General features: G+C 65.2%; 20 protein-coding genes and 1 pseudogene. 20 read left to right on the top strand and 1 reads right to left on the bottom strand.

Annotation, left to right across the window (positions count from 1 at the left end; genetic code table 11):
• The first annotated feature begins 5 nt into the window (after positions 1–5).
• From LC092_RS01240 to LC092_RS01210, 7 genes are all read left to right on the top strand, one after another.
• Positions 6–773 (top strand): SDR family NAD(P)-dependent oxidoreductase, encoded by a 768-nt coding sequence (locus LC092_RS01240; RefSeq protein WP_224804252.1) that lies wholly within the window; start codon positions 6–8, stop codon positions 771–773.
• Positions 770–1,768: a zinc-dependent alcohol dehydrogenase gene (locus LC092_RS01235; RefSeq protein WP_224804250.1), complete on the top strand. Its 999-nt coding sequence runs from the start codon at positions 770–772 to the stop codon at positions 1,766–1,768. The genes LC092_RS01240 and LC092_RS01235 overlap by 4 nt, the downstream gene beginning before the upstream one ends.
• Before the next feature lie 12 nt (positions 1,769–1,780).
• Complete coding sequence (locus tag LC092_RS01230; protein ID WP_224804248.1) at positions 1,781–2,071, top strand: UxaA family hydrolase; 291 nt, start codon at positions 1,781–1,783, stop codon at positions 2,069–2,071.
• An 11-nt stretch (positions 2,072–2,082) separates the two neighbouring features.
• Entirely contained in the window at positions 2,083–3,264 is a 1,182-nt protein-coding gene (locus LC092_RS01225) for a UxaA family hydrolase (protein ID WP_224804246.1), read from the top strand.
• A 62-nt stretch (positions 3,265–3,326) separates the two neighbouring features.
• On the top strand, positions 3,327–4,349 hold the full coding sequence (locus LC092_RS01220; protein WP_224804244.1) for a YeiH family protein: 1,023 nt from the start codon (positions 3,327–3,329) through the stop codon (positions 4,347–4,349).
• Positions 4,350–4,544: 195 nt separating this feature from the next.
• Entirely contained in the window at positions 4,545–5,750 is a 1,206-nt protein-coding gene (locus LC092_RS01215; protein WP_224804242.1) for an NnrS family protein, read from the top strand.
• A gap of 9 nt (positions 5,751–5,759) precedes the next feature.
• Complete coding sequence (locus LC092_RS01210; RefSeq protein WP_224804240.1) at positions 5,760–6,431, top strand: NnrU family protein; 672 nt, start codon at positions 5,760–5,762, stop codon at positions 6,429–6,431.
• A gap of 30 nt (positions 6,432–6,461) precedes the next feature.
• Here LC092_RS01210 and LC092_RS01205 read toward each other — a convergent pair whose 3' ends face one another.
• Complete coding sequence (locus tag LC092_RS01205; RefSeq protein WP_224804239.1) at positions 6,462–7,217, bottom strand: helix-turn-helix domain-containing protein; 756 nt, start codon at positions 7,215–7,217, stop codon at positions 6,462–6,464.
• Positions 7,218–7,417: 200 nt separating this feature from the next.
• On the opposite strand from LC092_RS01205, the pseudogene LC092_RS21320 reads away from it, so the two are divergent.
• From LC092_RS21320 to LC092_RS01135, 13 genes and pseudogenes are all read left to right on the top strand, one after another.
• A pseudogene (locus tag LC092_RS21320) lies at positions 7,418–10,252 on the top strand (nitrate/nitrite transporter).
• 60 nt (positions 10,253–10,312) lie between these two features.
• Positions 10,313–14,053, top strand: coding sequence for a nitrate reductase subunit alpha (locus LC092_RS01190; RefSeq protein ID WP_224804233.1), 3,741 nt, complete (start codon positions 10,313–10,315; stop codon positions 14,051–14,053).
• Positions 14,050–15,573 (top strand): nitrate reductase subunit beta, encoded by a 1,524-nt coding sequence (gene narH / locus LC092_RS01185; RefSeq protein WP_224804231.1) that lies wholly within the window; start codon positions 14,050–14,052, stop codon positions 15,571–15,573. The genes LC092_RS01190 and narH overlap by 4 nt, the downstream gene beginning before the upstream one ends.
• On the top strand, positions 15,573–16,277 hold the full coding sequence (narJ, locus tag LC092_RS01180) for a nitrate reductase molybdenum cofactor assembly chaperone (protein WP_224804229.1): 705 nt from the start codon (positions 15,573–15,575) through the stop codon (positions 16,275–16,277). Before narH ends, narJ begins: the two co-directional genes overlap by 1 nt.
• Positions 16,278–16,290: 13 nt before the next feature.
• Positions 16,291–17,082: a respiratory nitrate reductase subunit gamma gene (gene narI, locus LC092_RS01175; protein WP_224804227.1), complete on the top strand. Its 792-nt coding sequence runs from the start codon at positions 16,291–16,293 to the stop codon at positions 17,080–17,082.
• A 5-nt stretch (positions 17,083–17,087) separates the two neighbouring features.
• Positions 17,088–17,948, top strand: a complete 861-nt coding sequence (locus LC092_RS01170) for a peptidylprolyl isomerase (protein WP_224804225.1) — start codon at positions 17,088–17,090, stop codon at positions 17,946–17,948.
• Positions 17,927–18,538, top strand: a complete 612-nt coding sequence (locus tag LC092_RS01165) for a hemerythrin domain-containing protein (protein ID WP_224804223.1) — start codon at positions 17,927–17,929, stop codon at positions 18,536–18,538. Before LC092_RS01170 ends, LC092_RS01165 begins: the two co-directional genes overlap by 22 nt.
• Positions 18,528–19,145, top strand: coding sequence for a carbonic anhydrase (locus LC092_RS01160; protein ID WP_224804221.1), 618 nt, complete (start codon positions 18,528–18,530; stop codon positions 19,143–19,145). The genes LC092_RS01165 and LC092_RS01160 overlap by 11 nt, the downstream gene beginning before the upstream one ends.
• Positions 19,142–20,422 carry a gephyrin-like molybdotransferase Glp gene (gene glp, locus LC092_RS01155; protein WP_224804219.1) on the top strand — a complete coding sequence of 427 codons (1,281 nt, stop codon included), beginning with the start codon at positions 19,142–19,144 and terminating at the stop codon, positions 20,420–20,422. Before LC092_RS01160 ends, glp begins: the two co-directional genes overlap by 4 nt.
• Positions 20,423–20,433: 11 nt before the next feature.
• Positions 20,434–20,955, top strand: coding sequence for a DUF2478 domain-containing protein (locus tag LC092_RS01150; protein ID WP_224804217.1), 522 nt, complete (start codon positions 20,434–20,436; stop codon positions 20,953–20,955).
• Between the two features lie 143 nt (positions 20,956–21,098).
• Positions 21,099–21,488, top strand: a complete 390-nt coding sequence (locus LC092_RS01145; protein WP_224804215.1) for an antitoxin Xre-like helix-turn-helix domain-containing protein — start codon at positions 21,099–21,101, stop codon at positions 21,486–21,488.
• A complete protein-coding gene (locus LC092_RS01140; protein WP_224804213.1) occupies positions 21,485–22,174 on the top strand; it encodes an RES family NAD+ phosphorylase in 690 nt (229 codons plus the stop codon). The genes LC092_RS01145 and LC092_RS01140 overlap by 4 nt, the downstream gene beginning before the upstream one ends.
• 213 nt (positions 22,175–22,387) lie before the next feature.
• Entirely contained in the window at positions 22,388–24,247 is a 1,860-nt protein-coding gene (locus tag LC092_RS01135) for an SLC13 family permease (protein WP_224804211.1), read from the top strand.
• The last annotated feature ends 143 nt before the right edge of the window (positions 24,248–24,390 follow it).

Below are 24,390 nucleotides of genomic sequence, written 5' to 3'. Positions count from 1 at the left end.
CCACAATGTCCGTTCCGTCTCCTTCCGCATTGTTTGACCTGACCGGCAGGACCGCCTGCGTCACCGGGGCCAGTGCCGGGCTTGGCCGGCGCGCGGCCGATGTGTTGCTCGCCGCCGGCGCAAAGGTCGTCGGCGTCGCGCGCCGGGGCGACGCCCTCGAGGACTGGGCCGGTCAGGCGGGGGAGGCTGCCGGTTTCGTCGTCGGCGATCTGGCGCAGCGCGATCAGGTCGCCGGGATCGCGGAGCGCGTGAGCGCCGCTTTCGGCCCGCCCGACATTCTGGTGAATGCGGCAGGGATCAACACCCGCGAACCGGCGGATGAAATCACCCCGGAAGGCTGGGATGTGACGCTCAACCTCAATCTGGCCGCGCCCTTCTTTCTGGCGCAGGCGCTGGTACCGGGCATGCGCAAGGCCGGCTGGGGACGCATTCTCAACTTCGCCTCCCTGCAAAGCTATCGCGCCTTTCCCGGCGGGCTGTCCTATGGCGCCACCAAGGGCGGCGTGGTGCAGATGACGCGGGCCATGGCGCAGGCCTGGTCGGCGGAGGGGATTACCGCCAATGCCATCGGTCCGGGCTTCTTCCGCACCGAGCTGACGGCGGCCGTTTTCGCCGATCCGGAGCGTGCCGCGCGCAATGCGGCGGCCACCTGCATCGGCCGCAACGGCGAGCCGAGCGACATCGACGGACCGGTGCTGTTCCTGTGCTCGGATGCCGGCGGTTACGTCACCGGGCAGACGCTGATGGTCGACGGGGGGTTCACCGCGAAATGAAGGCGCTTGTCTATACCGGCGAGAAGACGCTGGACCTCCGCGAGGTCGACAGCCCGGTTCCCGCCGAGGGCGAGGCGCTGCTGCGCGTCGAAAGCGTCGGTATCTGCGGCTCCGACATGCATGCCTATCTGGGGCATGACGAGCGCCGCCCGGCGCCGCTTATCCTCGGTCACGAGGCGGCCGGAACGGTCGTGTCCGGGCCGGAGACCGGCCGGCGGGTGACCGTCAATCCGCTGGTGACCTGCATGGCCTGCGAGGCCTGCCGCTCGGGCCGGGAAAACCTCTGCGCCGACCGTCAGATCATCTCCATGCCGCCGCGCGAAGGCGCCTTCGCGCAGTTCCTGGCCATCCCCGAGCGCAATCTCGTGACCGTGCCTGATCACGTGTCCTTCGACCATGCGGCGCTGGCGGAGCCGGTCGCCTGCGGCTGGCATGCGGCGAAAATGGCGCAACGCGCGCTGGTCAAGCCGTTTTCAGAGGCACGCGTCCTGGTGATCGGCGGCGGTGCCATTGGTGTCGGCGCGGCGCTGTCGCTCAGGGCGCAAGGGGCAAGCGACATCACCGTGGTGGAGCCGAACGGTCCGCGCTGTGCCTATCTGGCCGATCAGGTGAAGCTTGACGCCCGCGATCCGGGTGCCCTTCAGGCGCAGCGGATGTTCGACCTGATCGTCGATGCCGTCGGCTATGCGGCGACGCGCGAGGAGGCATCCCGGCGTGCAGCACCCGGAGGGGTGATCGTCCATATCGGCCTGGGGCAGGCGAGCGGCGGTCTCGATATCCGCCGCATGACGCTCCAGGAGATCACCTTCATCGGCACCTACACCTATACGGCAAACGACTTCCGCGAGACGGCGGCCGCGATTTTCGACGGTCGCCTGGGCGCGCTCGACTGGGTGCTGCAGCGCCCGCTGGGGGAGGGCGCGGCGGCATTTGCCGATCTTCTCTCCGGCTCCGTCACCGCGCCGAAGATCATCCTGAAACCACATCTGACCTGAAAGGAAAGCCGGATGGCTGAAATCCCACACCTGCTCGTCCACCAAGCGGAGGACAACGTCGGCGTCGTCGTCGTCGAAGGGCTCAAGGCGGGCACCGACATGCTGTGCTGCATCACGCATGACAACTCGACGTTTCGGCTGACCTCCAAGGCGGATGTGCCGATCGGGCACAAGATCGCGCTGAAGGACATCAAGGCCGGCGACACCGCGATCAAATACGGTGAGGATATCGGCAAGTTCATCGCCGACATCGAGAAGGGCGCTCACGTCCACACCCACAATTGCAAAACCAAGCGCTGGTAAGGACGGTTCCCATGGCTTCGAAATACTCAAACATCACCATCAATGCCTACCGGCGCGAGAACGGCCGGGTCGGCGTGCGCAACCACGTGGTCATCCTGCCGCTCGACGATATTTCCAACGCGGCCTGCGAGGCGGTGGCCAATAACATCAAGGGCACGCTGGCGATCCCGCATGCCTATGGCCGGCTGCAGTTCGGCGAGGACCTCGATCTGCATTTCCGCACCATCATCGGCACCGGCGCGAACCCGAATGTCGCCGCCTGCGTGGTGATCGGCATCGAGCCGGGCTGGACCCAGAAGGTCGTGGACGGCATCGCCGCCACCGGCAAGCCGGTGAAGGGCTTTTCCATCGAGCAGAACGGCGACCTCAAGACGATCATGGACGCCTCGCGCACGGCCAAGGAGTTCGTTCATTTCGCCTCGGAGCTTCAGCGCGAGGAATGCTCGATCTCCGAGCTGTGGGTCTCCACCAAATGCGGCGAGAGCGACACGACGACCGGTCTCGGCTCGTGCCCGACGGTCGGCAACATGTACGACAAGCTGCTTCCCGAGGGCATCTACGGCTGCTTCGGCGAAACCTCGGAGATCACCGGCGCGGAGCACATCTGCCAGAAGCGGGCGATCAACGAGGAGGTTGGCGAGCGCTGGTACAAGATGTGGAAGGCGTATCAAGATGATGTCATCTTCGCCCATCAGACGGATGATCTCTCCGACAGCCAGCCGACCAAGGGCAACATCGAGGGCGGCCTGACCACAATCGAGGAAAAGGCGCTCGGCAATCTGGAGAAGATCGGCCGGACGTCGCAGTTCATCGACATTCTCGGTCCTGCCGAGGCGCCGAAGTCGGGCAAGGGCCTCTACTTCATGGACAGTTCCTCGGCGGCCGCGGAATGCGTGACGCTGATGGCGGCCGGCGGCTATGTCGTGCATACCTTCCCGACCGGGCAGGGCAATGTGATCGGCAACCCCATCGTGCCGGTGATCAAGATCACGGCCAACCCGCGCACGGTGCGCACCATGAGCGAGCATGTCGACGTCGACGTATCCGGCATTCTCCGGCGCGAGATGACCATCGACGAGGCCGGAGACGAGCTGATCGAGATGATCCGGCGCACGTCCAACGGTCGCGCGACGGCGGCCGAAGCGCTCGGTCATCGCGAATTCTCGATGACAAAGCTTTACCGCAGCGCCTAAACGCTAGGGTCAACAGTCAATGCTGCCCGGGCGCGTCGTCCGGGCAGCCTCAAAGGTGCCTTGTGGTTTCAACCTCGCTCACGAAGTTCAAGTCCGGTTGGGGCCCCCTTTTCCCCGGCCTGCTGCTCGCCGCCACGGTCGCGACGGCGGCGAAATTCCTGGGCGAGCACTACGGCGCGCCCGTCATGCTGTTTGCGCTCCTGATCGGCATGGCCTTCAATTTCCTGGCGAGCGACGACCGTTTTGCCAAGGGCATCGAGTTCGCCTCCAAGTCCTTGCTGCGGGCCGGCATCGTGCTGCTTGGCATGCGCATCACCGGCGCCGATATCGCCTCGCTCGGGCTCTCGACCTTTCTGACGGTCGTCGGCCTGATGGCGCTGACCATCGGGTGCGGCTTCGTCTGCGGCCGGATCTTCGGCAAGGGCTGGCGGTTCTCGCTGTTGACCGGCGGGTCGGTCGCGATCTGCGGAGCCTCGGCGGCGCTCGCCATCGCCTCCATCATCCCGCACAACGACAAGACGGAACGCAACACGCTGTTCACGGTCGTTTCCGTCACCACGATCTCGACCATCGCGATGATCGTCTATCCGATCCTGTTTTCGCTGCTCGGCCTGAGCGATCCGCAAAGCGGGTTCCTGGTCGGCGCGACCATTCACGATGTCGCGCAGGTCGTCGGTGCCGGCTATTCGATCTCCTCGGAAGCCGGCGACGTCTCGACGATCATCAAGCTGTTGCGGGTGACCATGCTCCCCGTCGTGCTGATCATCGTCGTTCTGGTGCTCGCCCGCTCCGGCGCCAGCGGTGGGGGAAAGGTCCGCCTGCCGCTGTTCGTGATCGGTTTCGCGGCGCTGACCACCTTGAACAGCTTCGGTGTCATTCCCGAAGTCGTGACGACGGTTGGCGTCAACGCCTCGTCCTGGATGCTGGTGATCGCGATTTCCGCGCTCGGCGTGCGCACCAACATGAAGGACATGCTTCAGCTCGGCTGGCAGCATGTCGCCGTGATCCTCGTGGAAACCCTGTTCCTGCTGATCCTGGCGCTGATCGCGGTCGAGATCGGTCTCGTCGGCACGGCGGCGTTCTGAGGCGGTCGTCCCGGACACGCGGGCCGAAGCCGGCGCGTGACATGACGCCGCAGACCTTCATCAAGCTAAAAACAGGTATTTTAAATACCGCTTAAAGGGAGTAGGTGTCGATCAACTCTTGAATATGGGGTTGGTGATGCGACGGACGGTCTTCGCGGATTTCGGATTGCATGCGCTCATGCGGGAGGCTGTGCGATGACCTCGACAGCCGCACAAATGCGTGCCTGGCGCGGGAGCGCGCTCCTGAGCTACGGGTTTCGTCCGTTCTTTCTTGGCGCGGCGCTTTGGGCCGCGCTCGCCATGGGTCTCTGGATGGCGATGCTCGCCGGTGCGATCACGCTGCCGACGGCCTTCGACCCGGTGTCCTGGCATGCTCATGCGTTTCTCTATGGCTATCTGGGAGCAGTCGTCGCAGGCTTCATGCTGACAGCCGTGCCGAACTGGACCGGGCGGCTGCCCATCGTCGGCTGGCGGCTGGGCATTCTCGCGCTGATCTGGCTTTCGGGGCGCATCGCCGTCGCTTTCTCGGCCGGGCTGTCGCCTGGTCTCGTCGCCGCCATTGACCTTGCCTTTCCGGTGGTCTTCGCCTTGGCAATCGGGCGGGAGATCGTCGCGGGCAGGAACTGGCGCAATCTGGTCGTGATCGGCATGCTCGCGGTCTTCATTCTCGGCAATGCCGTGTTTCACTGGGAGGCCGCACAGGGCGGCTATGCCGCCGGCGGCACCGGATTGCGGATCGGTCTCGGTGCAGCCCTCATGATGATCGCGGTGATCGGCGGGCGCATCATTCCCTCGTTCACCCGCAACTGGCTCGCGAAACGCAAACCCGGACGCTTGCCCGTTCCGCCCATGCAGCGGTTCGACAAGCTGGCGCTTGCGGCGCTGCTGCTGGCGCTGCTCTTGTGGATCGCGGCGCCGCTCAGTGCCTTCGCCGGAGCCGCCCTGATCGTAGCCGGAGCGCTGCACCTCGCCCGCCTTGCGCGATGGGCCGGTGACCGGACCTTCGCCGAGCCTCTGGTGACGGTGCTGCACGCGGGCTACGCCTTCCTGCCGCTTGGCGCGCTGCTTCTGGGAGCCGCGATCCTGTGGGAAGACACGCTCGGACGGACGGCGGCGCAGCATCTGTGGACGGGCGGTGCCATCGGCATGATGACACTGGCCGTCATGACGCGGGCAACCCTGGGCCACACCGGGCGTGCCTTGCGCGCGTCCGGCGCGACGGTCGCGATCTACGCAGCGCTTGCGATCTCGGTGCTGGCGCGGGTCGCGACGGCCCTTTGGCCGGAAGAGGCAATGCTCCTCTATGCGGTGTCCGCCGGTCTTTGGCTATTGGCCTTCGCCGGATATGCGGCCGTCTACGGCCCCTCTCTGCTCCAGCGTCCGCCGGCCAAGGCCGGGTAGGGGGCGCAGATGGCCGACTGGGCGGAATTCGCACTCGCCTTTGCGGTGTTTCTGGTGACGCATTCCGTGCCGATCCGCCCGCCGCTCCGCCCGATCCTGATCACCCGGCTCGGGCCGCGCGGCTTCACGCTGGCCTATTCGGCGCTCTCCCTGGGCGTCCTCGCCTGGCTCATCGCCGCTGCCGGTCGCGCGCCCCACATCCCGCTGTGGTATTGGGCACCCTGGCAGAACCATGTGACGCTGGTGCTGATGTTGCTTGTCTGCCTGATCCTGGGCCTGTCCATCACGCGCCCGAACCCTTTGTCTTTCGGCGGAGGGGCTGACGACCGCTTCGACCCCGAGCGTCCCGGCATACTGCGGCTTGTTCGCCATCCGCTCCTGCTGGCGCTGGCGCTATGGGCCACGGCGCATCTGATTCCGAACGGCGATCTGGCCCATGTGCTGCTGTTCGGCAGCTTTGCGGGCTTTGCCCTGATCGGCGGGCGGCTGGTCGACCGCCGCAAACAGCGGGAACTGGGGGCGCGATGGCACAGGCTCCGGGACCGCATCGCGGCGCGACCCGTAATCTCCCAACCGGCTTCCTGGACGCAGCTCTTGCTGCGCCTTGGTGCCGGACTTGCGCTATATGCGGCGCTTCTCCTGGCGCATCCGTGGCTCTTCGGCGTCAGTCCGCTGTCCTAGTTCGGGCGGCCGGTGACCGCTTGCCGGCGGTCAGGTCGAATGATCGTCGATCAACGGACTGGGCTTTGCGAATTTCTCCAGATCGCTCTGGTCTGCGATTGTGATGCGGGTGCCTGTCACGGTGACTCCATAGGGCTGAAGCCCCTTGAAGGCACGGCTCAGATTCTCGGGTGTCATGCCGAGAAAGGACGCAAGCCGCCGTTTCTCGAAGGGCAGATCGAAGCCGGCTTCCCCGGCGGCGCGTTTTTGCTGCCGTAGAAGAAAATTCGCAAGACGCTCAAGCGATGTTCTGAGTTTCAGATCCTTCTGGCTCTTGATGACGGATCGGTAGCATTGGGCCAACTCGGCAACGATCGCGCGCGCAAAGCTGTTGTCCACGTTGAAGATGGCGCGGACGTCCTGACTCGGGATCAGCACAATGCGGCTCTTCTCCAGCGTTCGCGCAGACATGAGATTGGGCGCATCGCGGATTGTCGCGGCAAGAATGAACGTGGAGATCGGGCGGACGGTCGCCATGCTGGTCTCGCGTCCGTTCCAACTGCAAAACAGATCGACCGAGCCAGTGAGAACGATATGCAGGAAATCGCTTGGGTCGCCCTCGGTGATCAATTCGATCTGGGGCGGGAAGGCCTGCACATAGGCTCCGCGCATCAGCGCCATGAAGTTGTCATGCGCCATGTCCGAAAACAAATGGAGTTCCCGGATGTCCGGATAATCCGACTCGGGCATCTCTTTGTGCACGTGGCTTCCCTCACTGACAGCGTCCGAAGATTTGACAATTATCAAGCGTCAAATTGACCGGCGTTTCAACCCGCCTTGATCACCGGATGTCTAAGACATGATAATATTCTGCAAGTCATTTATTTATATAGACTTTTTCCGCCCGATTGACTTGGATCAATCAGCAAGACCGTTTTGTCCCGCAGTTCTCTTCCTACGCCTGTCGCGGGTCAACGCGCGGGCACACAGGTTGGGAGAGGCAGCTCATGCACACACTCGACGGCGTCACACGCTCGGATCAGTACCGGGCCCTGGGACTCAGCACCTTCGCCTTCACGGTCTGCTTTGCGGTGTGGACGATCTTTTCGATCATCGGGGTCCAGATCAAGCAGGACCTGGGGCTGAATGACACGCAATTCGGCTTGCTGGTCGCAACCCCGATCCTCACCGGATCGGTAAGCCGGATCTTCCTCGGCGTCTGGACCGAGCAGTTCGGCGGGCGGATCATGTTTCCGCTGCAGATGCTGATCACGGCCGTCGCGGTCTGGTTGCTGACCAGCGTTCAGACCTACGAGGTCTTCCTCATCGCCGCCCTTGGTCTCGGCTTGGCCGGCGGGTCCTTCATCGTCGGCGTGGCCTATACCTCGCGCTGGTTCGACAAGGAACACCAGGGCACCGCGCTCGGGATCTTCGGGGCGGGCAATGTCGGCGCCGCCGTGACGAATTTCGCCGCGCCCTTTCTGGTCGTTGCCCTCGGCTGGGAGGGGACCGCGCGCGTCTATGCCATCGTTCTCGCCGTCGTTGCGGTGCTCTTCTACCTGCTGGCCAAGACGGATCCGGTGCAGGAGGAGCGCAAACGCTCGGGCGCCGGCCCGGTATCGGCGGGATCGATGCTGGAGCCTTTGCGGAACATTCAGGTCTGGCGTTTCGCGACCTATTACTTCTTCGTCTTCGGCGCCTTCGTCGCGCTGGCCAGTTTCCTGCCGCGCTACTACGTCGGCGCCTACGGGATGGCGCTGACCACCGCCGGTGTCTTCGCAGGTCTCTACTCGCTGCCCGGGTCCGTCTTTCGCGCGCTTGGCGGATGGATGTCCGACAAGTGGGGCGCGCGCTTCGTGATGTATCTGACGTTCATCGGCTCGCTCGCGATCCTCTTCATCATGAGCTACCCGCAGACGAGCTACGTCGTGCAGGGTATCACCGGGCCGATCGAGTTCAGCTTCGGACTGTCCGTCGGCGTGTTCGTCGCGATGACGGTGATCCTCGGCTTCCTGATGAGCCTCGGCAAGGCGGCCGTCTACAAGCACATCCCGGTCTACTACCCGCATCACGTCGGCTCGGTCGGCGGTCTGGTGGGGATGATCGGCGGCCTGGGCGGGTTCTTCCTGCCGATCGCCTTCGGCGTGCTGCTCGATCTGACCGGCGTGTGGACCGCTCCCTTCATGCTGCTCTTCGTCATCGTCGCGATTTCCACCGTGTGGATGCATGTCGCCATCCGGCGCATGGAGCGTGCCCGTCATCCGGGCCTGGCGGAGGAGACCTTCCTCTCCGACGTGCCGCAGGAGCCGCACCCCGCTCCGGAGCCGCGCGCCTCGCGCCCGTCCCGTTCGGCCACCCAGCCGGCGGCCTGAGTTGAGAGGCCGGCGGCCGCCCCGACCGGGTCCGGCCGCCCCCCGCAATCCGCGTCTGAAAGGACCGACCCCATGACAATCACCAACGCCAATGCCGCTCGGCCGGGCCCGACCCTGACCGACTGGCGGCCCGAGGACGAGGCCTTCTGGAAGGCCAAGGGCCATGCCATCGCAACCCGCAATCTCTGGATCTCGATCCCCAACCTGCTGCTGGCCTTTTCGGTCTGGATGGTCTGGTCGGTCGTGGTCGCCAAGCTCCCGGCCATCGGCTTCGACTATTCGACCGGACAATTGTTCTGGCTTGCCGCGCTGCCGGGCCTGTCCGGCGCGACGCTCAGGATCTTCTACAGCTTCATGATCCCGATCTTCGGTGGCCGGAAATGGACCGCGATCTCAACAGCCACGCTGCTTTTGCCGGCGCTCGGGATCGGCTTTGCGGTGCAGAACCCCGAGACGCCCTACACGGTGTTCCTGGCGCTTGCCCTGATGTGCGGTTTCGGCGGCGGCAACTTCGCCTCGTCGATGGCCAACATCGCCTATTTCTACCCGAAGAAAACCAAGGGCAATGCCCTGGCGCTGAACGCCGGTCTCGGCAATCTCGGCGTGTCGGTGATGCAGTTCGTCGTGCCGATGGTGATCACCGCCGGGGTTTTCGGCGCGCTCGGCGGCGAGCCCGTCACGCTTGAGGACGGCAGCCAACTCTGGATCCAGAACGCCGGCTTCATCTGGGTGCCGTTCATCGTGCTCAGCGCCGTCGCCGCATGGTTCGGCATGAACGACATCGCCGACGCCAAGGCCTCCTTCAGGGACCAGGCGGTGATCTTCAAGCGGTTCCACAACTGGGTGATGTGCATTCTCTACACCGGCACTTTCGGCAGCTTCATCGGCTATGCCGCCGGCTTTCCGCTCTTGATGAAGACGCAGTTTCCGGATGTGAACGTCCTGCAATACGCTTTCCTCGGCCCGCTGGTCGGAGCGCTGAGCCGTGCGGCCACGGGCTGGGTCTCCGACCGCTTCGGCGGCGGGCGCGTCACCTTCTGGACGTTCCTCGGCATGATCGTCGCGGTGTGGGGCGTGCTGCAGTTCCTGCCCTCGGCGGCCAGCCCGACCGGAAACTTCTGGGGCTTCTTCGCCTGCTTCATGGCGCTCTTTTTCCTGACCGGGGTGGGCAATGCCTCCACCTTCCAGATGATCCCGACGATCATGCGCCGGGAAGTCCCGCGGCTGATGCCGGAGCTGGACGCGGCCGCGACCCTGAAGCAGTCCGAGCGCGAGAGCGCCGCGATCATCGCCTTCACCTCGGCGATCGCCGCCTATGGGGCCTTCTTCATTCCCAAGGCCTACGGCACGTCGATTTCGATGACGGGCGCCCCCAACGGCGCGCTGTGGGGCTTCCTCGCCTTCTACGTGGTCTGCATCGCGATCACCTGGATCTTCTACAGCCGCAAGAACGCACCGGTGCCGTGCTGACCCATCCATGCCCCCGGTTGCGCGGCCCGCGCGCGCCGGGGAGCCACAGGAGATGACGATATGAGCCACTTGCTCGACAGACTGAACTTCCTGACGCCCAAGCAGCTGGACACATTCTCCAACGGCCACGGTCAGGTCACCCGCGAAAGCCGCGACTGGGAGGACACCTACCGGAACCGCTGGCGGCACGACAAGATCGTGCGCTCGACCCATGGGGTGAACTGCACGGGATCGTGTTCCTGGAAGATCTATGTGAAGTCCGGCATCGTCACCTGGGAAACCCAGCAGACGGACTATCCGCGCACCCGCCCGGACCTGCCGAACCACGAGCCGCGGGGCTGCGCGCGCGGGGCGTCCTATTCCTGGTACCTCTACAGCGCCAACCGGGTGAAGAACCCTCTGGTGCGCGGCCGGTTGATGAAGGTCTGGCGCGAGCTGCGTCAAAACCTGAGCCCGGTCGAGGCCTGGACCAGGCTGCAGAACGATCCGGTCCTGCGTGCCTCCTATGTCGAGACACGCGGCAAGGGCGGCTTCGTGCGCGCCACCTGGGACGAGGCGACGGAGATCGTCGCCGCCGCCAATGCCTATACCGCCAAGACCTACGGGCCGGACCGCGTCTTCGGGTTTTCGCCGATCCCGGCGATGTCAATGGTCAGCTACGCCGCCGGCTCGCGCTATCTGAGCCTGCTCGGCGGCGTCTGCATGAGCTTCTACGACTGGTATTGCGACCTGCCGCCGGCAAGCCCGATGACCTGGGGCGAGCAGACGGACGTTCCCGAAAGCGCGGACTGGTATAACGCCGGCTATCTGCTGCTGTGGGGGTCGAATGTGCCCCAGACGCGCACGCCGGATGCGCATTTCTACACGGAGGCGCGCTACAAGGGCACCAAGTCCGCGGTGATCTGCCCCGATTACTCCGAGGCCGCCAAGTTCGGCGACGTCTGGCTGAACGCGAAACAGGGCACCGACGCAGCGCTCGCCATGGCGTTCGGCCACGTGATCCTGCGCGAATTCCATCTCGACCGGCAGACGGAGTATTTCGAAGACTATTGTCGCCGCTATTCAGATTTCCCGATGCTGGTCCGGCTCGACGAGACGGACGGCAAGATGGTACCCGGCCGCTTCCTGCGGGCCGACGATCTCGACGGCAAGCTCGGCGAAGCCAACAATCCGGAATGGAAGACCGTGGCCTTCGACGAGGTGTCGAACGGTCTGGTCGCGCCGAACGGGTCCATCGGATACCGCTGGGGCGAACACGGCGAATGGAACCTCGAGGAACGGGCCGGCACGGCCGACACGAAGCTGAAACTCAGCCTCGTCCTTGAGGAGGATCACGACGATGTCGTCGGCGTCGACTTCCCCTACTTCGGCGGCGAGGCGATCGGCCAGTTCCGGACCGACGCCAAGCACCCGAAGGTCCTGACGCGGAACATTCCCGTCAAGCGCGTGCAAACGCCGGACGGCGAGATCGTGGTCGCGACGGTGTTCGACCTGTTCTGCGCCAACTACGGCCTCGACCGGGGCCTGGGCGGAGACTGGGTGACCGGCGATTATGCCGACGACATGCCCGGCACGCCGGCCTGGGCGGAGAAGATCACCGGCGTGTCCGCCGACAAGATCATCCATGTCGCGCGCGAGTTCGCCAGAAACGCGGAGAAGACCAACGGCAAGTCGATGATCATCATTGGCGCCGCGATGAACCACTGGTTCCACATGGACATGAACTATCGCGGCGTCATCAACATGCTGGTGATGTGCGGCTGCGTCGGCCAGTCCGGCGGCGGCTGGGCGCATTACGTGGGCCAGGAGAAGCTGCGGCCGCAGACGGGCTGGCAGCCCTTGGCCTTCGCCCTCGACTGGAGCCGTCCGCCGCGGCACATGAACTCGACCAGCGCGTGGTACGCGCACACCGACCAGTGGCGCTACGAGACGCTGGCCGCGTCCGAAATCCTGTCGCCGACCGCGCCGGAGGGCGACTGGGATGCGAGCCTGATCGACTACAACATCCGCGCCGAGCGCATGGGATGGCTGCCCTCCGCCCCGCAGCTCAAGACCAATCCGCTGGAGGTCGCAAAAGCCGCCAAGGCGGCGGGCAAGGATGTCGCAACCTATGTCGCCGAGCAGCTCAAGTCCGGCGATCTGGAGATGTCGTGCCAGGATCCGGACGATCCGGCGAACTGGCCGCGCAACCTGTTCGTCTGGCGGTCGAACCTGTTGGGGTCCTCGGGCAAGGGGCACGAGTATTTCCTCAAGCACCTGCTCGGCACCGATCACGGGGTGATGGGCAAGGACTTGGGCGAGGAGGGGCGCCAGCTCCCCAGGGAGGCGAAATGGCACAAGGAGGGGCCGCGCGGAAAGCTCGACCTTCTGGTGACCATAGACTTCCGCATGTCCACCACCTGCGTCTACTCCGACATCGTCCTGCCGACGGCCAGTTGGTACGAGAAGGACGACATGAACACCTCGGACATGCATCCGTTCATCCATCCGCTGCAGGCGGCGGTGGATCCGGCCTACGAGAGCAAGTCCGACTGGGAGATCTTCAAATCCATTGCCCGCAAGGTCCAGGACGTCGCGCCGGAGGTCCTCGGCAAGGAAACCGACGTCGTCGCGCTTCCGATCCTGCACGATACGCCCGCCGAGATCGCGCAGGATCAGGTCAAGGACTGGGCCAAGGGCGAATGTGACCTGATCCCGGGCAAGACGGCGCCGAATTTCATCGCCGTCGAACGCGACTACACCGCGATCTATGACCGGTTCGTCGCGCTGGGCCCGCTCATGGACACGCTCGGCAACGGCGGCAAGGGGATCAGCTGGAACACCCAGGACGAGATCGACAATCTCGCCGCCCTGAACGGCGTGCAGACCAAGGGGCCGGCCGCCGGCCGTCCGAAGATCGAAACGGCGATCGACGCCTGCGAAGTGATCCTCATGCTGGCGCCGGAAACCAATGGCGAGGTCGCGGTCAAGGCGTGGCAGGCTCTGGAGAAGGCGACCGGGCGGGCGCACACGCATCTCGCCGACGGCGAGCATCACAACAAGATCCGCTTCAACGACATCGCGGCCCAGCCGCGCAAGATCATCTCGTCGCCGACATGGTCCGGCATCGAAAGCGAGAAGGTCAGCTACAACGCCGGCTACACCAACGTGCATGAGCTGATCCCCTGGCGCACGCTGACCGGGCGTCAGCAGCTCTATCAGGACCACCTGTGGATGCGCGCTTTCGGGGAGGGCTTCATGTCCTACCGGCCGCCGGTCGACCTGAAGACCGTCGGAGCGGAGATCAACGACGAGGCGCGCGACGGCACGCCGCATGTGGTGCTGAACTTCATCACGCCGCACCAGAAATGGGGCATCCACTCCACCTATACCGACAACCTTTTGATGCTGACGCTCAATCGCGGCGGGCCGGTGATCTGGATCTCGGAGAACGACGCGAAGACCGCTGGCGTCGTCGATAACGACTGGGTGGAACTCTACAACATCAACGGGGCGCTGACCGCCCGGGCCGTGGTCTCACAGCGGATCAAGGACGGCACGACGTTCATGTATCACGCTCAGGAAAAGATCGTGAACACGCCCGGATCGGAGAAGACCGGCAAGCGCGGCGGGATCCACAACTCCGTCACGCGCGCCGTGCTCAAGCCCACCCACATGATCGGCGGCTACGCCCAGCAATCCTACGGGTTCAACTACTACGGCACCGTCGGATCGAACCGGGACGAGTTCGTCATCGTCCGCAAGATGCAGAAAGTCGACTGGCTCGACGGCGAAGCGACCGCGAAGGAGGCCGCAGAATGAGAATCCGTGCGCAAATCGGCATGGTGCTGAACCTCGACAAATGCATCGGGTGCCACACCTGCTCCGTCACCTGCAAGAACGTCTGGACCAGCCGCGACGGCGTCGAATACGCCTGGTTCAACAACGTGGAAACCAAGCCGGGCACCGGCTATCCGACGGACTGGGAAAACCAGGCGCGCTGGAAAGGCGGCTGGGAGCGGACGAAATCCGGCAAGCTCCAGCCCAGGCAGGGCTCGAAGTGGCGGATCCTGGCGAACATCTTCGCCAATCCGAACATGCCGGAGATCGACGACTACTACGAGCCGTTCGACTTCGACTACGACCACCTGAAATCGGCTCCCGAGATGGAGGCGTTTCCGACCGCGCGCCCGCGCTCGAAGATCACCGGCGAGCGGATCGAGAAGATCGAGAAGGGGCCGAACTGGGAGGAGATCCTGGGCGGCGAATTCTCCAAGCGCTCGCAGGACTACAATTTCGAGGGCATCCAGAAGGAGATCTACGGGGAATACGAGAACACCTTCATGATGTATCTCCCCCGTCTGTGCGAGCACTGCCTCAATCCGACCTGCGTCTCGTCATGCCCCTCGGGGGCGATCTACAAGCGCGAGGAAGACGGCATCGTCCTGATCGATCAGGAGAAATGCCGCGGCTGGCGCATGTGCGTCTCGGGCTGTCCCTACAAGAAGGTCTATTACAACTGGTCCACCGGCAAGTCGGAGAAGTGCACCTTGTGCTATCCGCGCATCGAGAGCGGCAATCCGACGGTCTGTTCGGAGACCTGCGTCGGGCGGATCCGCTATCTCGGCGTGATGCTTTATGACGCCGACAAGATCGAGGAAGCGGCGAACGCCGAGGACACGACCGATCTCTACGATGCCCAGCTCGGCGTCTTCCTCGATCCGAACGATCCGGCGGTGATCGAGGCCGCACGGGCCGACGGCATTCCGGAAGACTGGATCAAGGCTGCGCAGGAAAGCCCGATCTGGAAGATGGCGATGGAGTGGAAGGTCGCCTTTCCGCTGCATCCCGAATACCGGACACTGCCGATGGTCTGGTACATCCCGCCGCTCAGCCCGATCCAGAATGCGGCAGAGGCGGGTGCCATCGGCATGGACGGCGACATGCCGGATGTCCGCAACCTGCGCATCCCCTTGCGGTATCTCGCCAATATGCTCACCGCAGGCGACGAGGCTCCGGTGGCGACAGCCCTGGAACGCATGCTTGCGATGCGCTCCTACATGCGCGCCAAGACGGTGGACGGCGTCAACGACGAGGCGGTCGCCGCACGCGTCGGTCTGACGGGTGCCATGATCGAGGACATGTACAAGATCATGGCCCTTGCGGACTACGAGGATCGTTTCGTGATCCCGACCACCCACCGCGAACAGGTCGAGGATGCCTACGACCTCAAGGGTGGCTGCGGGTTCACCGATGGCAATGGCTGTTCCACCGGCGTCTCCAAGGGGTCGCTGTTCGGCGGCGCCAAGAAGCCCCTGAAAATGCCGAAGGAGGTGATGTGATGGACCGCACCCTGAAGGCCCTCTCGCTTCTCCTCAGCTATCCGACGCGCGGATTGCAGCAGGCCATGCCGGAAATCGGCGCCGTGCTGGCATCGGACACGCGTCTGACCGCAGCGGCGCGCCGGGACCTGCGTCCTTTCGTGGAGGAACTTGCCGGCCGCGACATCTACGAGCTTGAGGAGCGTTACGTCAGCCTCTTCGACCGGTCACGCACCTTATCGCTGAACCTGTTCGAACATGTCCACGGCGAGAGCCGGGACAGGGGCGGGGCGATGGTCAGCCTGCTGGAAACCTACCGGGACGGGGGCTTTGATCCCGCGACCTGCGAACTCCCCGATCACCTGCCGGTGTTGCTGGAGTTCCTGGCAACGCGGCCGTTCACCGAGGCGCGGGCGACGCTTGCCGATGCCGCGCACATCCTGGCCGCGTTGAACCAGCGGCTCTTGCGGCGGGAAAGCGCCTATGCCGCCGTCTTCATCGCGCTTCTGCAACTGAGCGGAGACAGCGTGAACCGCGCCGCCGTCGCGGAGCTTCTGGACCAACCCGACGTCGATCCGAACGATCTGGAGGCGCTGGACGAGGTCTGGGAGGAGAGCGAAGTGCGTTTCGGTCCCGACCCCAATGCGGGATGCCCGCAGGTGCGCGACATGCTTTCGCGCATGGACATGCCGGTCGATCCGGCGCAGCGGCACGCCGGCCAATAGGGAGATCACGAACATGTTTGAAAGCTACGATATCGACTACTTCATCTTCGGGATCATGCCCTATGTCGCGCTGACCGTGCTGATCGTCGGCTCCATCGCACGCTATGAACGCGATCCCTTCACCTGGAAATCGTCGTCCAGCCAGCTCCTGCGGCAAAAGCAGCTGTTCTGGGGATCGGTCCTTTTCCATGTCGGCATCATCGTCGTCTTCTTCGGTCATCTCGTCGGGTTGTTCACGCCGATCTGGGTGCTGGATGCGCTGGGCGTGCCCTATGCGCTAAAGCAATGGCTGGCGGTTCTGGTCGGCGGCGTCGCCGGCGTGTTCGCGCTTATCGGCGCATCGATGCTGATCCACCGCCGGGTCACCGATCCGCGGATCTGGCAGACCACCAGCTTTGCCGACATCGGCATTCTGGTCCTGATCTGGCTGCAGCTCTTCATCGGCCTCGGCACGATCTTCCTGACGCTCCAGCACATGGACGGATCCGAGATGGTTCGCTTCATGACCTGGTCGCAGAGCGTGGTGATGCTCAACCTCAATGCCTGGGCGATGGTCGTCGACGTGCACTGGCTCTACAAGACCCACATCTTCCTCGGCCTCCTGATCACCATCCTGTTTCCGTTTACGCGGCTGGTGCACATCTTCTCCGGCTTCGCTGCGCCGGTGCGGTATCTGCTGGCCCGGCCGGGATACCAGATCGTCCGCTCGCGCCGGCAGACCCCTCTGCCGCCGCGCCGTGAGCCCGGTGCGCGCCCGGCGGCCGCCGGAGCGCCCGGTTCCGCACCCTCCACGCCAGCGGAGTGACAACCATGAGTGCCAATCCAAGAACCGTCTTTTCCGTCAACGGACAAACGGTCGCCGGCGAGGCCACGGCGCCGTCGGCGATCGAAACCACGGTCAGCGTCAACGGGCAGGTGATCGACAGCCGGACCATCGCCGCCGAAGCGCAAAACCACGAGGCGCCCCGGGGCAAGCCCGGCCTGGCATGGAAGAAGGCGGCAAATGCCGTCGTCTTGCGCACGCTCCTGCTTGAGGACGCGCGGCGTCGCGGGCTCGACGCGGAGCCGGAAGAGGTCGGGCCCGGCCGGTTCGAGACCGAAGAGGAAGCGCTCATCCGCGCGCTTCTGGAAATCGCCGTCGAGATCGAGGCTCCGACAGACGCGGAGATCCGCGCCGAATGGGCGCGCGCCCCCGAACGGTTCCGCGCGCCGCCGCTTTGGGAGGTCTCGCACATCCTCGTCGCCTGCGATCACGCCGATACAGCGCAGGCCGAAGCGGCCAAAGCGAGGGCGCTCGATCTGACACGGCAGGCGCTCGCCGACCCGGCCGGGTTCTCCCGGCTGGCGGCGAACCACAGCGATTGCGGTTCCAGGGGCTCGAGCGGGGCGCTAGGCCAGCTCGGTCCCGGCGATACGGTGCCGGAGTTCGAGGCCGCGCTGCGCCGGCTGTCGGAGGGCGATATCACGCCCGAGCCGGTTGCGACGCGCCACGGCTGGCACGTCATCCGCATGGATGCGGTCGCACCGGGGGCCACGCTGCCGTTCGAGGCGGTGCGCGACAAGATATCGGCGGCGATGGAGAAGGCCGCCTGGGCGCGAGAAGCCCGCGCCTTCGTCAACGTTCTGGTCGCGTCCGCCGAAATCACCGGGTGCGACCTGCGCCCGGCCTAGCGGGAAAGGAGGGGCCGATGCGCAGCCATGCAGACACCGGGCGGCGGAGCGATTGTCTGCGGCCAACCGATCCGGAGCTGTTGAGTGATCCGCTGGCCTTTTTCCACGAGGACCATCTGCGTGAACGGGAGATCTGCGCCATGCTCGAAAGGATCGCCACTGCCGATGTGCCGCGGTCGTTTGAGGTGACCCATGTTCTTGGTTTCTTGAGGGACGAACTTCCCCTTCACCTGGAAGACGAGGAACAGGATCTGTTTCCGCTGCTCAGGCGCCGGTGTGAACCGCCGGACGAGATCGGGAAGGCCATCGACCGACTTGTCGGCGACCACCGGCGCAGCGATGCGCAGACGCCGCCCGTCGAAGCCGCGCTCGCGCGGCTGGAGCGCGGCGGGGACGGCCTGTCGCCGGACGAGCGCGAGCGTGTGGTCGCTTATGTCGGCCACACCAGGAACCATCTGATCTTCGAGAACGCGATCATCCTCCCGTTTGCAAGACTGCGCCTGACCGACAGCGACCTGCACACCCTTTCCTTGCGGATGAGACAGCGCCGCGGGCTTGGCCGACCGACGGAGACGACACATGCTGGCTGATCTGCTGGAGCGAAACAGCGTCTGGTCGCAGGCGCGCAAGGCGGAGGACCCGGGGTATTTCCTGCGGCTTGCGTCCCAGCAAACGCCGGAATTCTTCTGGATCGGCTGTTCCGACAGCCGGGTGCCGGCAAATGTCGTCGCCGGGCTCGATCCGGGCGAGGTCTTCGTCCACCGCAATGTGGCGAATGTCGTTCATTCCTCCGACATGAACCTCCTGTCGGCGCTGGAATTCGCCGTCGATGCGTTGAAGGTGCGCGAGATCATCGTTTGCGGGCACTACGGATGCGGCGGCGTGAAGGCGGCGACCGAGGACATGCCGCACGGGTTGGCCGACCACTGGCTGGAGCCGGTTCGCCGTCTTGCGCGCGCATATGCACTGGATCTCGCCAAATGCGCGGACATCGACGCGCGGCGCGACCGGCTGGCCGAACTGAACGTGATCGAGGGCGTTCGACGGGTCGCCGAAACCCCGATCATCCAGAAGGCGTGGCGACGTCGCACGAACCTGCGCATCCACGGCCTGATCTACGGACTGAAGGACGGCCGATTGCGCGATCTCGATTGCACGGTCGGACCCGGACATTTCCTGAAGGAGACGGTGGAATGACGGTCCTGCTCAAGCACATGCCGGACGGTTGCGGATGCGACGCGCCGGAACACACCAGCTCCCTCATCAGTCTCGATGAGGCGCTGCGCCGGATCTCGGAGGTCACAGCGCCGGTCGGAGAGACGGAGCGCCTTGTTCTTGGCGAGGCCTTCGGCCGTACCCTGGGCGAGCCGGTTTTCGCCCAAGCGGCGATGCCGCCGTTCGACAATGCGGCAATGGACGGCTATGCGATTGAAGCGGCCGGTTTGGCCGGAGACGGACCCTGGACGTTCGCCGTGTCGGCGCGCGTTCCGGCGGGACAAAACGCGGGCCGGCCCCTCGCAACCGGCGCAGCGGCCCGGATCTTCACCGGCGCGCCCGTGCCCGAAGGGGCGGATACGGTCGTCATGCAGGAGCAGGTGCAGCGTCTCGCGAACCGGGTTCGCATCGACCGGCGGCCCGACATCGGCGCGAACATCCGCCGCGTGGGCAGCGAGATGGCGGCGGGTGAAACGGTGGTCGACGCCGGCCATACGCTTGGACCCCGCGAAATTGCCGCTTGCGCAGCGGCGGGCGCCGGCGACGTCCGGGTGCGCAGGCGGATCCGCGTCGCGCTGCTGGTCACCGGGGACGAGATCCGAACGGCGGGCGCGACGCGCTCGGCGGCGCAGATCTGGGACACCAATACCCCGATGCTGTGCGCCGAGTTGGCACGTCCATCCGTCGAGCTTGTTGCCGTGGAGCATTCCGCCGACTGTCGCGACGGTCTCAAGCTGCAGCTGGCCAGGATGGCCGGTGTCGCGGATCTTGTCGTGACCTCCGGCGGCCTCTCGGTTGGCGAGGAGGATCATGTCCGCGCGGCCCTTGGTGAGCTTGAGGCCGATATCCGCTTTGCCGGCGTCGCCATCAAGCCCGGAAAGCCGGTGGCGTTCGGTCGTCTCGGTTCCGCCCTCTGGCTTGGCCTGCCGGGCAATCCGCTTGCGGCCTTCGTCACCTGGCAACTCTTCGGGACGGCAGTGCTGCGGCGGCTTTGCGGTCAATCCGTCTCCGGCCCCCGCCGGCGCCACGTCGTGACCGCCCATGGCATTCGCCGCAAGGCAGGGAGATGCGAGATCCGGCCGGTGACGATTGTCGGGTTCGACGCCTTGGGGCGCGAGGTCGTGACTTTCCAGAATGCCACCCATTCCGCGCGTGTCGGCGGCTTGCCGACGGCGCATGGCCTGATGTTCCTGCCGGCCGAAACGGACGTGCTGCCGGAGGGCGCATTGGTCGAATTCCAGCCGTTTGCCGGCGTGTGAGGAGATGCACCATGAAGATTGCCTATACGATGGCCGCCGGGCGCGGCGATACCGACCTGCTGCTCCACGGTCTTTCGCGTCGTCTGTTGCAGCACGGGATCCGTGCGACCGGCGTGGTGCAGATCAACGCAGAGCGCGACGACGCCGGACCCTGCGACATGGATGTCCAGGTCCTGCCCGACGGTCCATCGATCCGCATCTCGAAAAGCCTGGGGCGTGAGGCGAGGGGGTGCCGGCTCGATCCGGCCGCGCTGGAACGGGCTGTCGGACTTGTCGAGGCCCGGCTCGCCGAGGGTGCGGACTGCCTGATCGTCAACAAGTTCGGCAAGCACGAGGCGGAGGGACGCGGGTTTCGAACCGCCATCGCCGAGGCGCTTTCGGCCGACATTCCGGTGTTGGTCGGCCTCAATCGTCTGAACGCCGAGGCATTTGTGCAATTCTCCGGGGGGCTTGCAGTCGAGCTTGCGCCGAATCTGGAGGATCTTGCCAACTGGATTGTCCCCGCTGCGCAGGTGAAGGCGACAGCGGCCTAGGGATAGGGCTCTCCCGGACATTGCATCGAGACGATCCCGGCGGTTTTCGGGCCGATTGCGACCCTGTCGTCGGGTGTGGGTCATATGAGCTTGATTTTCAGATCATATGACCGTATCTTGAGGTGGTCTCAGGAGTTTGCCGAATGGAAAGTCTCGTGATGGAGCGTGCGGCGCCCGACAGGCAGGCCGTGGCGCTCAAGGCGTTTTCCCGGATCGCCGATGCGTGGTCGTTGACCTTGCGCGAGGCGGCGGCTTTGGCCGACATGTCCGATTCCACCTGGAAGCGTGCGAAGAAGCCCGATTATGCAGGCGACCTGACGCGCGACCAGATGCTGCGTCTGGGGGCGCTTGTCGGTCTGTACAAGTCGCTGGAGCTCTATTTCAGCGAGCCGATTTCGCGCGACTGGGTCAAGCTTGCGAACGCCGGACCCGAGTTCGATGGCCGACGTCCCGTCGATGCAATGATTGCCGGCGGGCTGCCCAAGATCCTGCGCGTGCGCACCTATGTTGATGCGCTGCGGGGTGGCGTGTGAAGATCACGTCTCTCAACGATCGCGCATTGGTCCGGTTGATCTCCGAAACCCACCACAAGCCTCCGGTGCTGCGCGGGCTGGTCGATACCGACGAGGAAGCGGCGATCCTGGCGGAGCTGGAAGGCGAAACCAGCGCGCGCTTGATCGCGGAACGGGAGGGCAGCCCCGCGCTCGACCGTCGGGAACTGGCCTTCGCCCGCCGCGCGCACGATCTCGGTCTTTATGGCGAAAGCCACATCAACGCGGCCTTCACCTACACCCGGGCCGACGGCAACCGCTTCAACGGCGGCGAGCGCGGCGCATGGTATTGTTCCTGGGACCTTTTGACGAGCGTGCAGGAAGTCGGCTTTCACCGCACGCGCGAACTCGGGTTTATCGGCCGGTATCAGGACGAGGCCCGCTACGTCGAACTGCTCGCGGATTTCATTGGTGATTTCCCCGATCTCCATGGACTGGAGCATCCGGCCCTCGATCCCGATCCCTTGGTGGGCTATCCGGCCGGGCAGGCGCTGGCCGCCGATCTGCGCCGGCACGGGCACCGGGGCCTCGTCTATCCGTCTGTCCGGCACAAGGGCGGCCGGTGTTTCGTCGCCTTCGATCCCGGGATCATCCAGAACGTGCGTCCCGGCGCGAGCTGGACGCTCACCTGGGCGGGCTCGCCGGATTTCACGCTCCAGGCGGTTTGACGGTTGCGCGGGTGAGGGGGCGCCTGCTCAGAATCTGATCGCGCGCGCGCCGCGGGCCCGATAAACAGTCACGCCTAAGCCACCAACACGCCGGCGTGCGGACGGAGGCGGTTCGGTCGGCGGGTGACGAGCGCACAAGGGAACCTTTTCCGGGCGACCGCCGTTTTTCGTTCAAGCGCCACCGCCGGCGGCGAAGCTTCGAAGGCCGTTTTGATGACGACCCCTCAACTGCTGATCTTCCTGATCCTCGCCGGCTCGATGGGCCTCTTCCTCTGGGGGCGCTATCGCCACGACGTTGTGGCGCTGGCCGCGCTGATGGCCTGCGTGGTCGCCGGACTGGTCCCGGCCGAGGACGCTTTCGCCGGCTTCGGGCACCCGGCCGTGATCACGGTGGCAAGCGTGCTGGTGCTCAGCCGCGGCCTTCAGAACACGGGTGCGGTGGACTGGCTGGCGCGCAGCGTGCTGCCGCGCAATGCCGGGCGGATGACGAGCATGATGGCGCTGATGGGCCTCGGCGCGGCGCTGTCCGGTTTCATGAACAATGTCGGGGCGATGGCGCTGCTGATGCCGATCGCGGTGCAGCTCTCCGACCGGCTCGACCTGGCGCCCGGTCAGGTTCTCATGCCGCTGGCATTCGGCACCATCCTCGGCGGCATGACCACGCTCATCGGCACGCCGCCCAACCTCATCGTGTCCGGTTTCAGGGCCGAGGTCGGGCCGGGGCATTTCGCCATCTTCGACTTCGCGCCCGTGGGGCTTGCCGTTGCGGTGGCCGGCGTCCTCTTCGTCGCCGTCATCGGCTGGCGGCTGGTGCCGTCGCGCAAGTCCGCAGCCGGGGAAGGCTTTGAAACAGGGGCCTACTTCACGGAGCTGCATGTTCCCGAAAGCAGCAAGGCGGTCGGCATGACCCTGCGCGCCTTCGAGCGCAAGATCGAGGACAGCGAAGCGCAGGTTGTCGGTCTGGTGCGCAACGAGGTCCGCCTGACCGCGCCCCACGGCGGGCGCCATATCCGCGCGAACGACATTCTGGTTCTCGAGGCCGATGTCGATGCGCTGGCCGAGGCCCTGTCCGTTTTCGATATCTCGCTCGAGCGGCACGACGACGAGGCGGACAAAGAGGGTGCTACCGGCAGGGACGAGACGGCCGGCGACGAAGACGGCAGCTCTAAGCCCGGAGAGACGGACGAGGACGAGCGTCGGGAGCGCGATCGCAACAATGAAATAGTGCTGCGTGAACTCGCCGTCCTGCCCGGATCGACGATCGTCGGCCAGTCGGCCAGCGATCTTTTTCTTCGCACCCGCTACGGGCTCAACCTGCTGGCGGTCGCGCGCGAAGGCCGTCCGCCGCGCGCCCGGCTTCGCACGGTCAAGCTCAGGTCCGGCGATCTGCTGCTGGTGCAGGGCGCAGCGGATGCGGTCACGGGGTTCGTCAACGAGACCGGTTGCGTGCCGCTCGGCGAGCGCGAGCTGCGCATTCCCGACAAGCGTCTGGCGATCACCGCCGGCGCGATCATGCTGGCCGCGATCGGCGTGGTGACCCTCGGCGTGCTGCCCGCCGCCGTTGCCTTCGCGCTCGGTGTGCTGGCCTCCATGGTGCTGCGCACGGTGCCGTTGCAGCAGGTCTATACCGCCATCGACTGGCCGGTGATCGTCCTGCTCGCGGCGCTGATCCCGGTTGCCGGCGCGATGCAGAGCACGGGGGCAGCCGACCTGCTCGCCCGGTTCCTTGTCGACACGATTGCCCAGGGCAACCCCGTTGCCGCGCTCGTGGTCGTGTTGATTACGACGATGTTCTTGTCGGATGTGATGAACAATGCGGCCACCGCTGCCGTGCTCTGTCCGATTGCGCTCGGCATAGCCGCCACATTGGGCGTCAGTCCCGACAGTTTCCTGATGGCGGTCGCGATCGGGGCCTCCTGCGCCTTCCTGACGCCGATCGGCCACCAGAACAACACCCTGATCCTGGGTCCCGGAGGGTTCCGTTTCGGCGACTACTGGAGGATGGGCCTGCCGCTGGAAGTCCTGGTCGTGGTTGTCAGCATTCCGCTTTTGCTGGTGTTCTGGCCGTTGTGAGCGCTTTGGTCACCGTGGCTCCCCCGGCACGCGCCTGCGCCTGCAAGGACGTGGCGGTTTCCCTTCGCGGCACAGTCGTCTATATGAAGGCCGTCCGCAGAGTGGCCGGTCCTTGACCGTGCCAGCGCGATGCCCGCCTTTTT

This window comes from Stappia stellulata (assembly GCF_020176715.1).
GTDB lineage: Bacteria > Pseudomonadota > Alphaproteobacteria > Rhizobiales > Stappiaceae > Stappia.
This window is presented reverse-complemented; position numbering and strand designations above follow the sequence as displayed.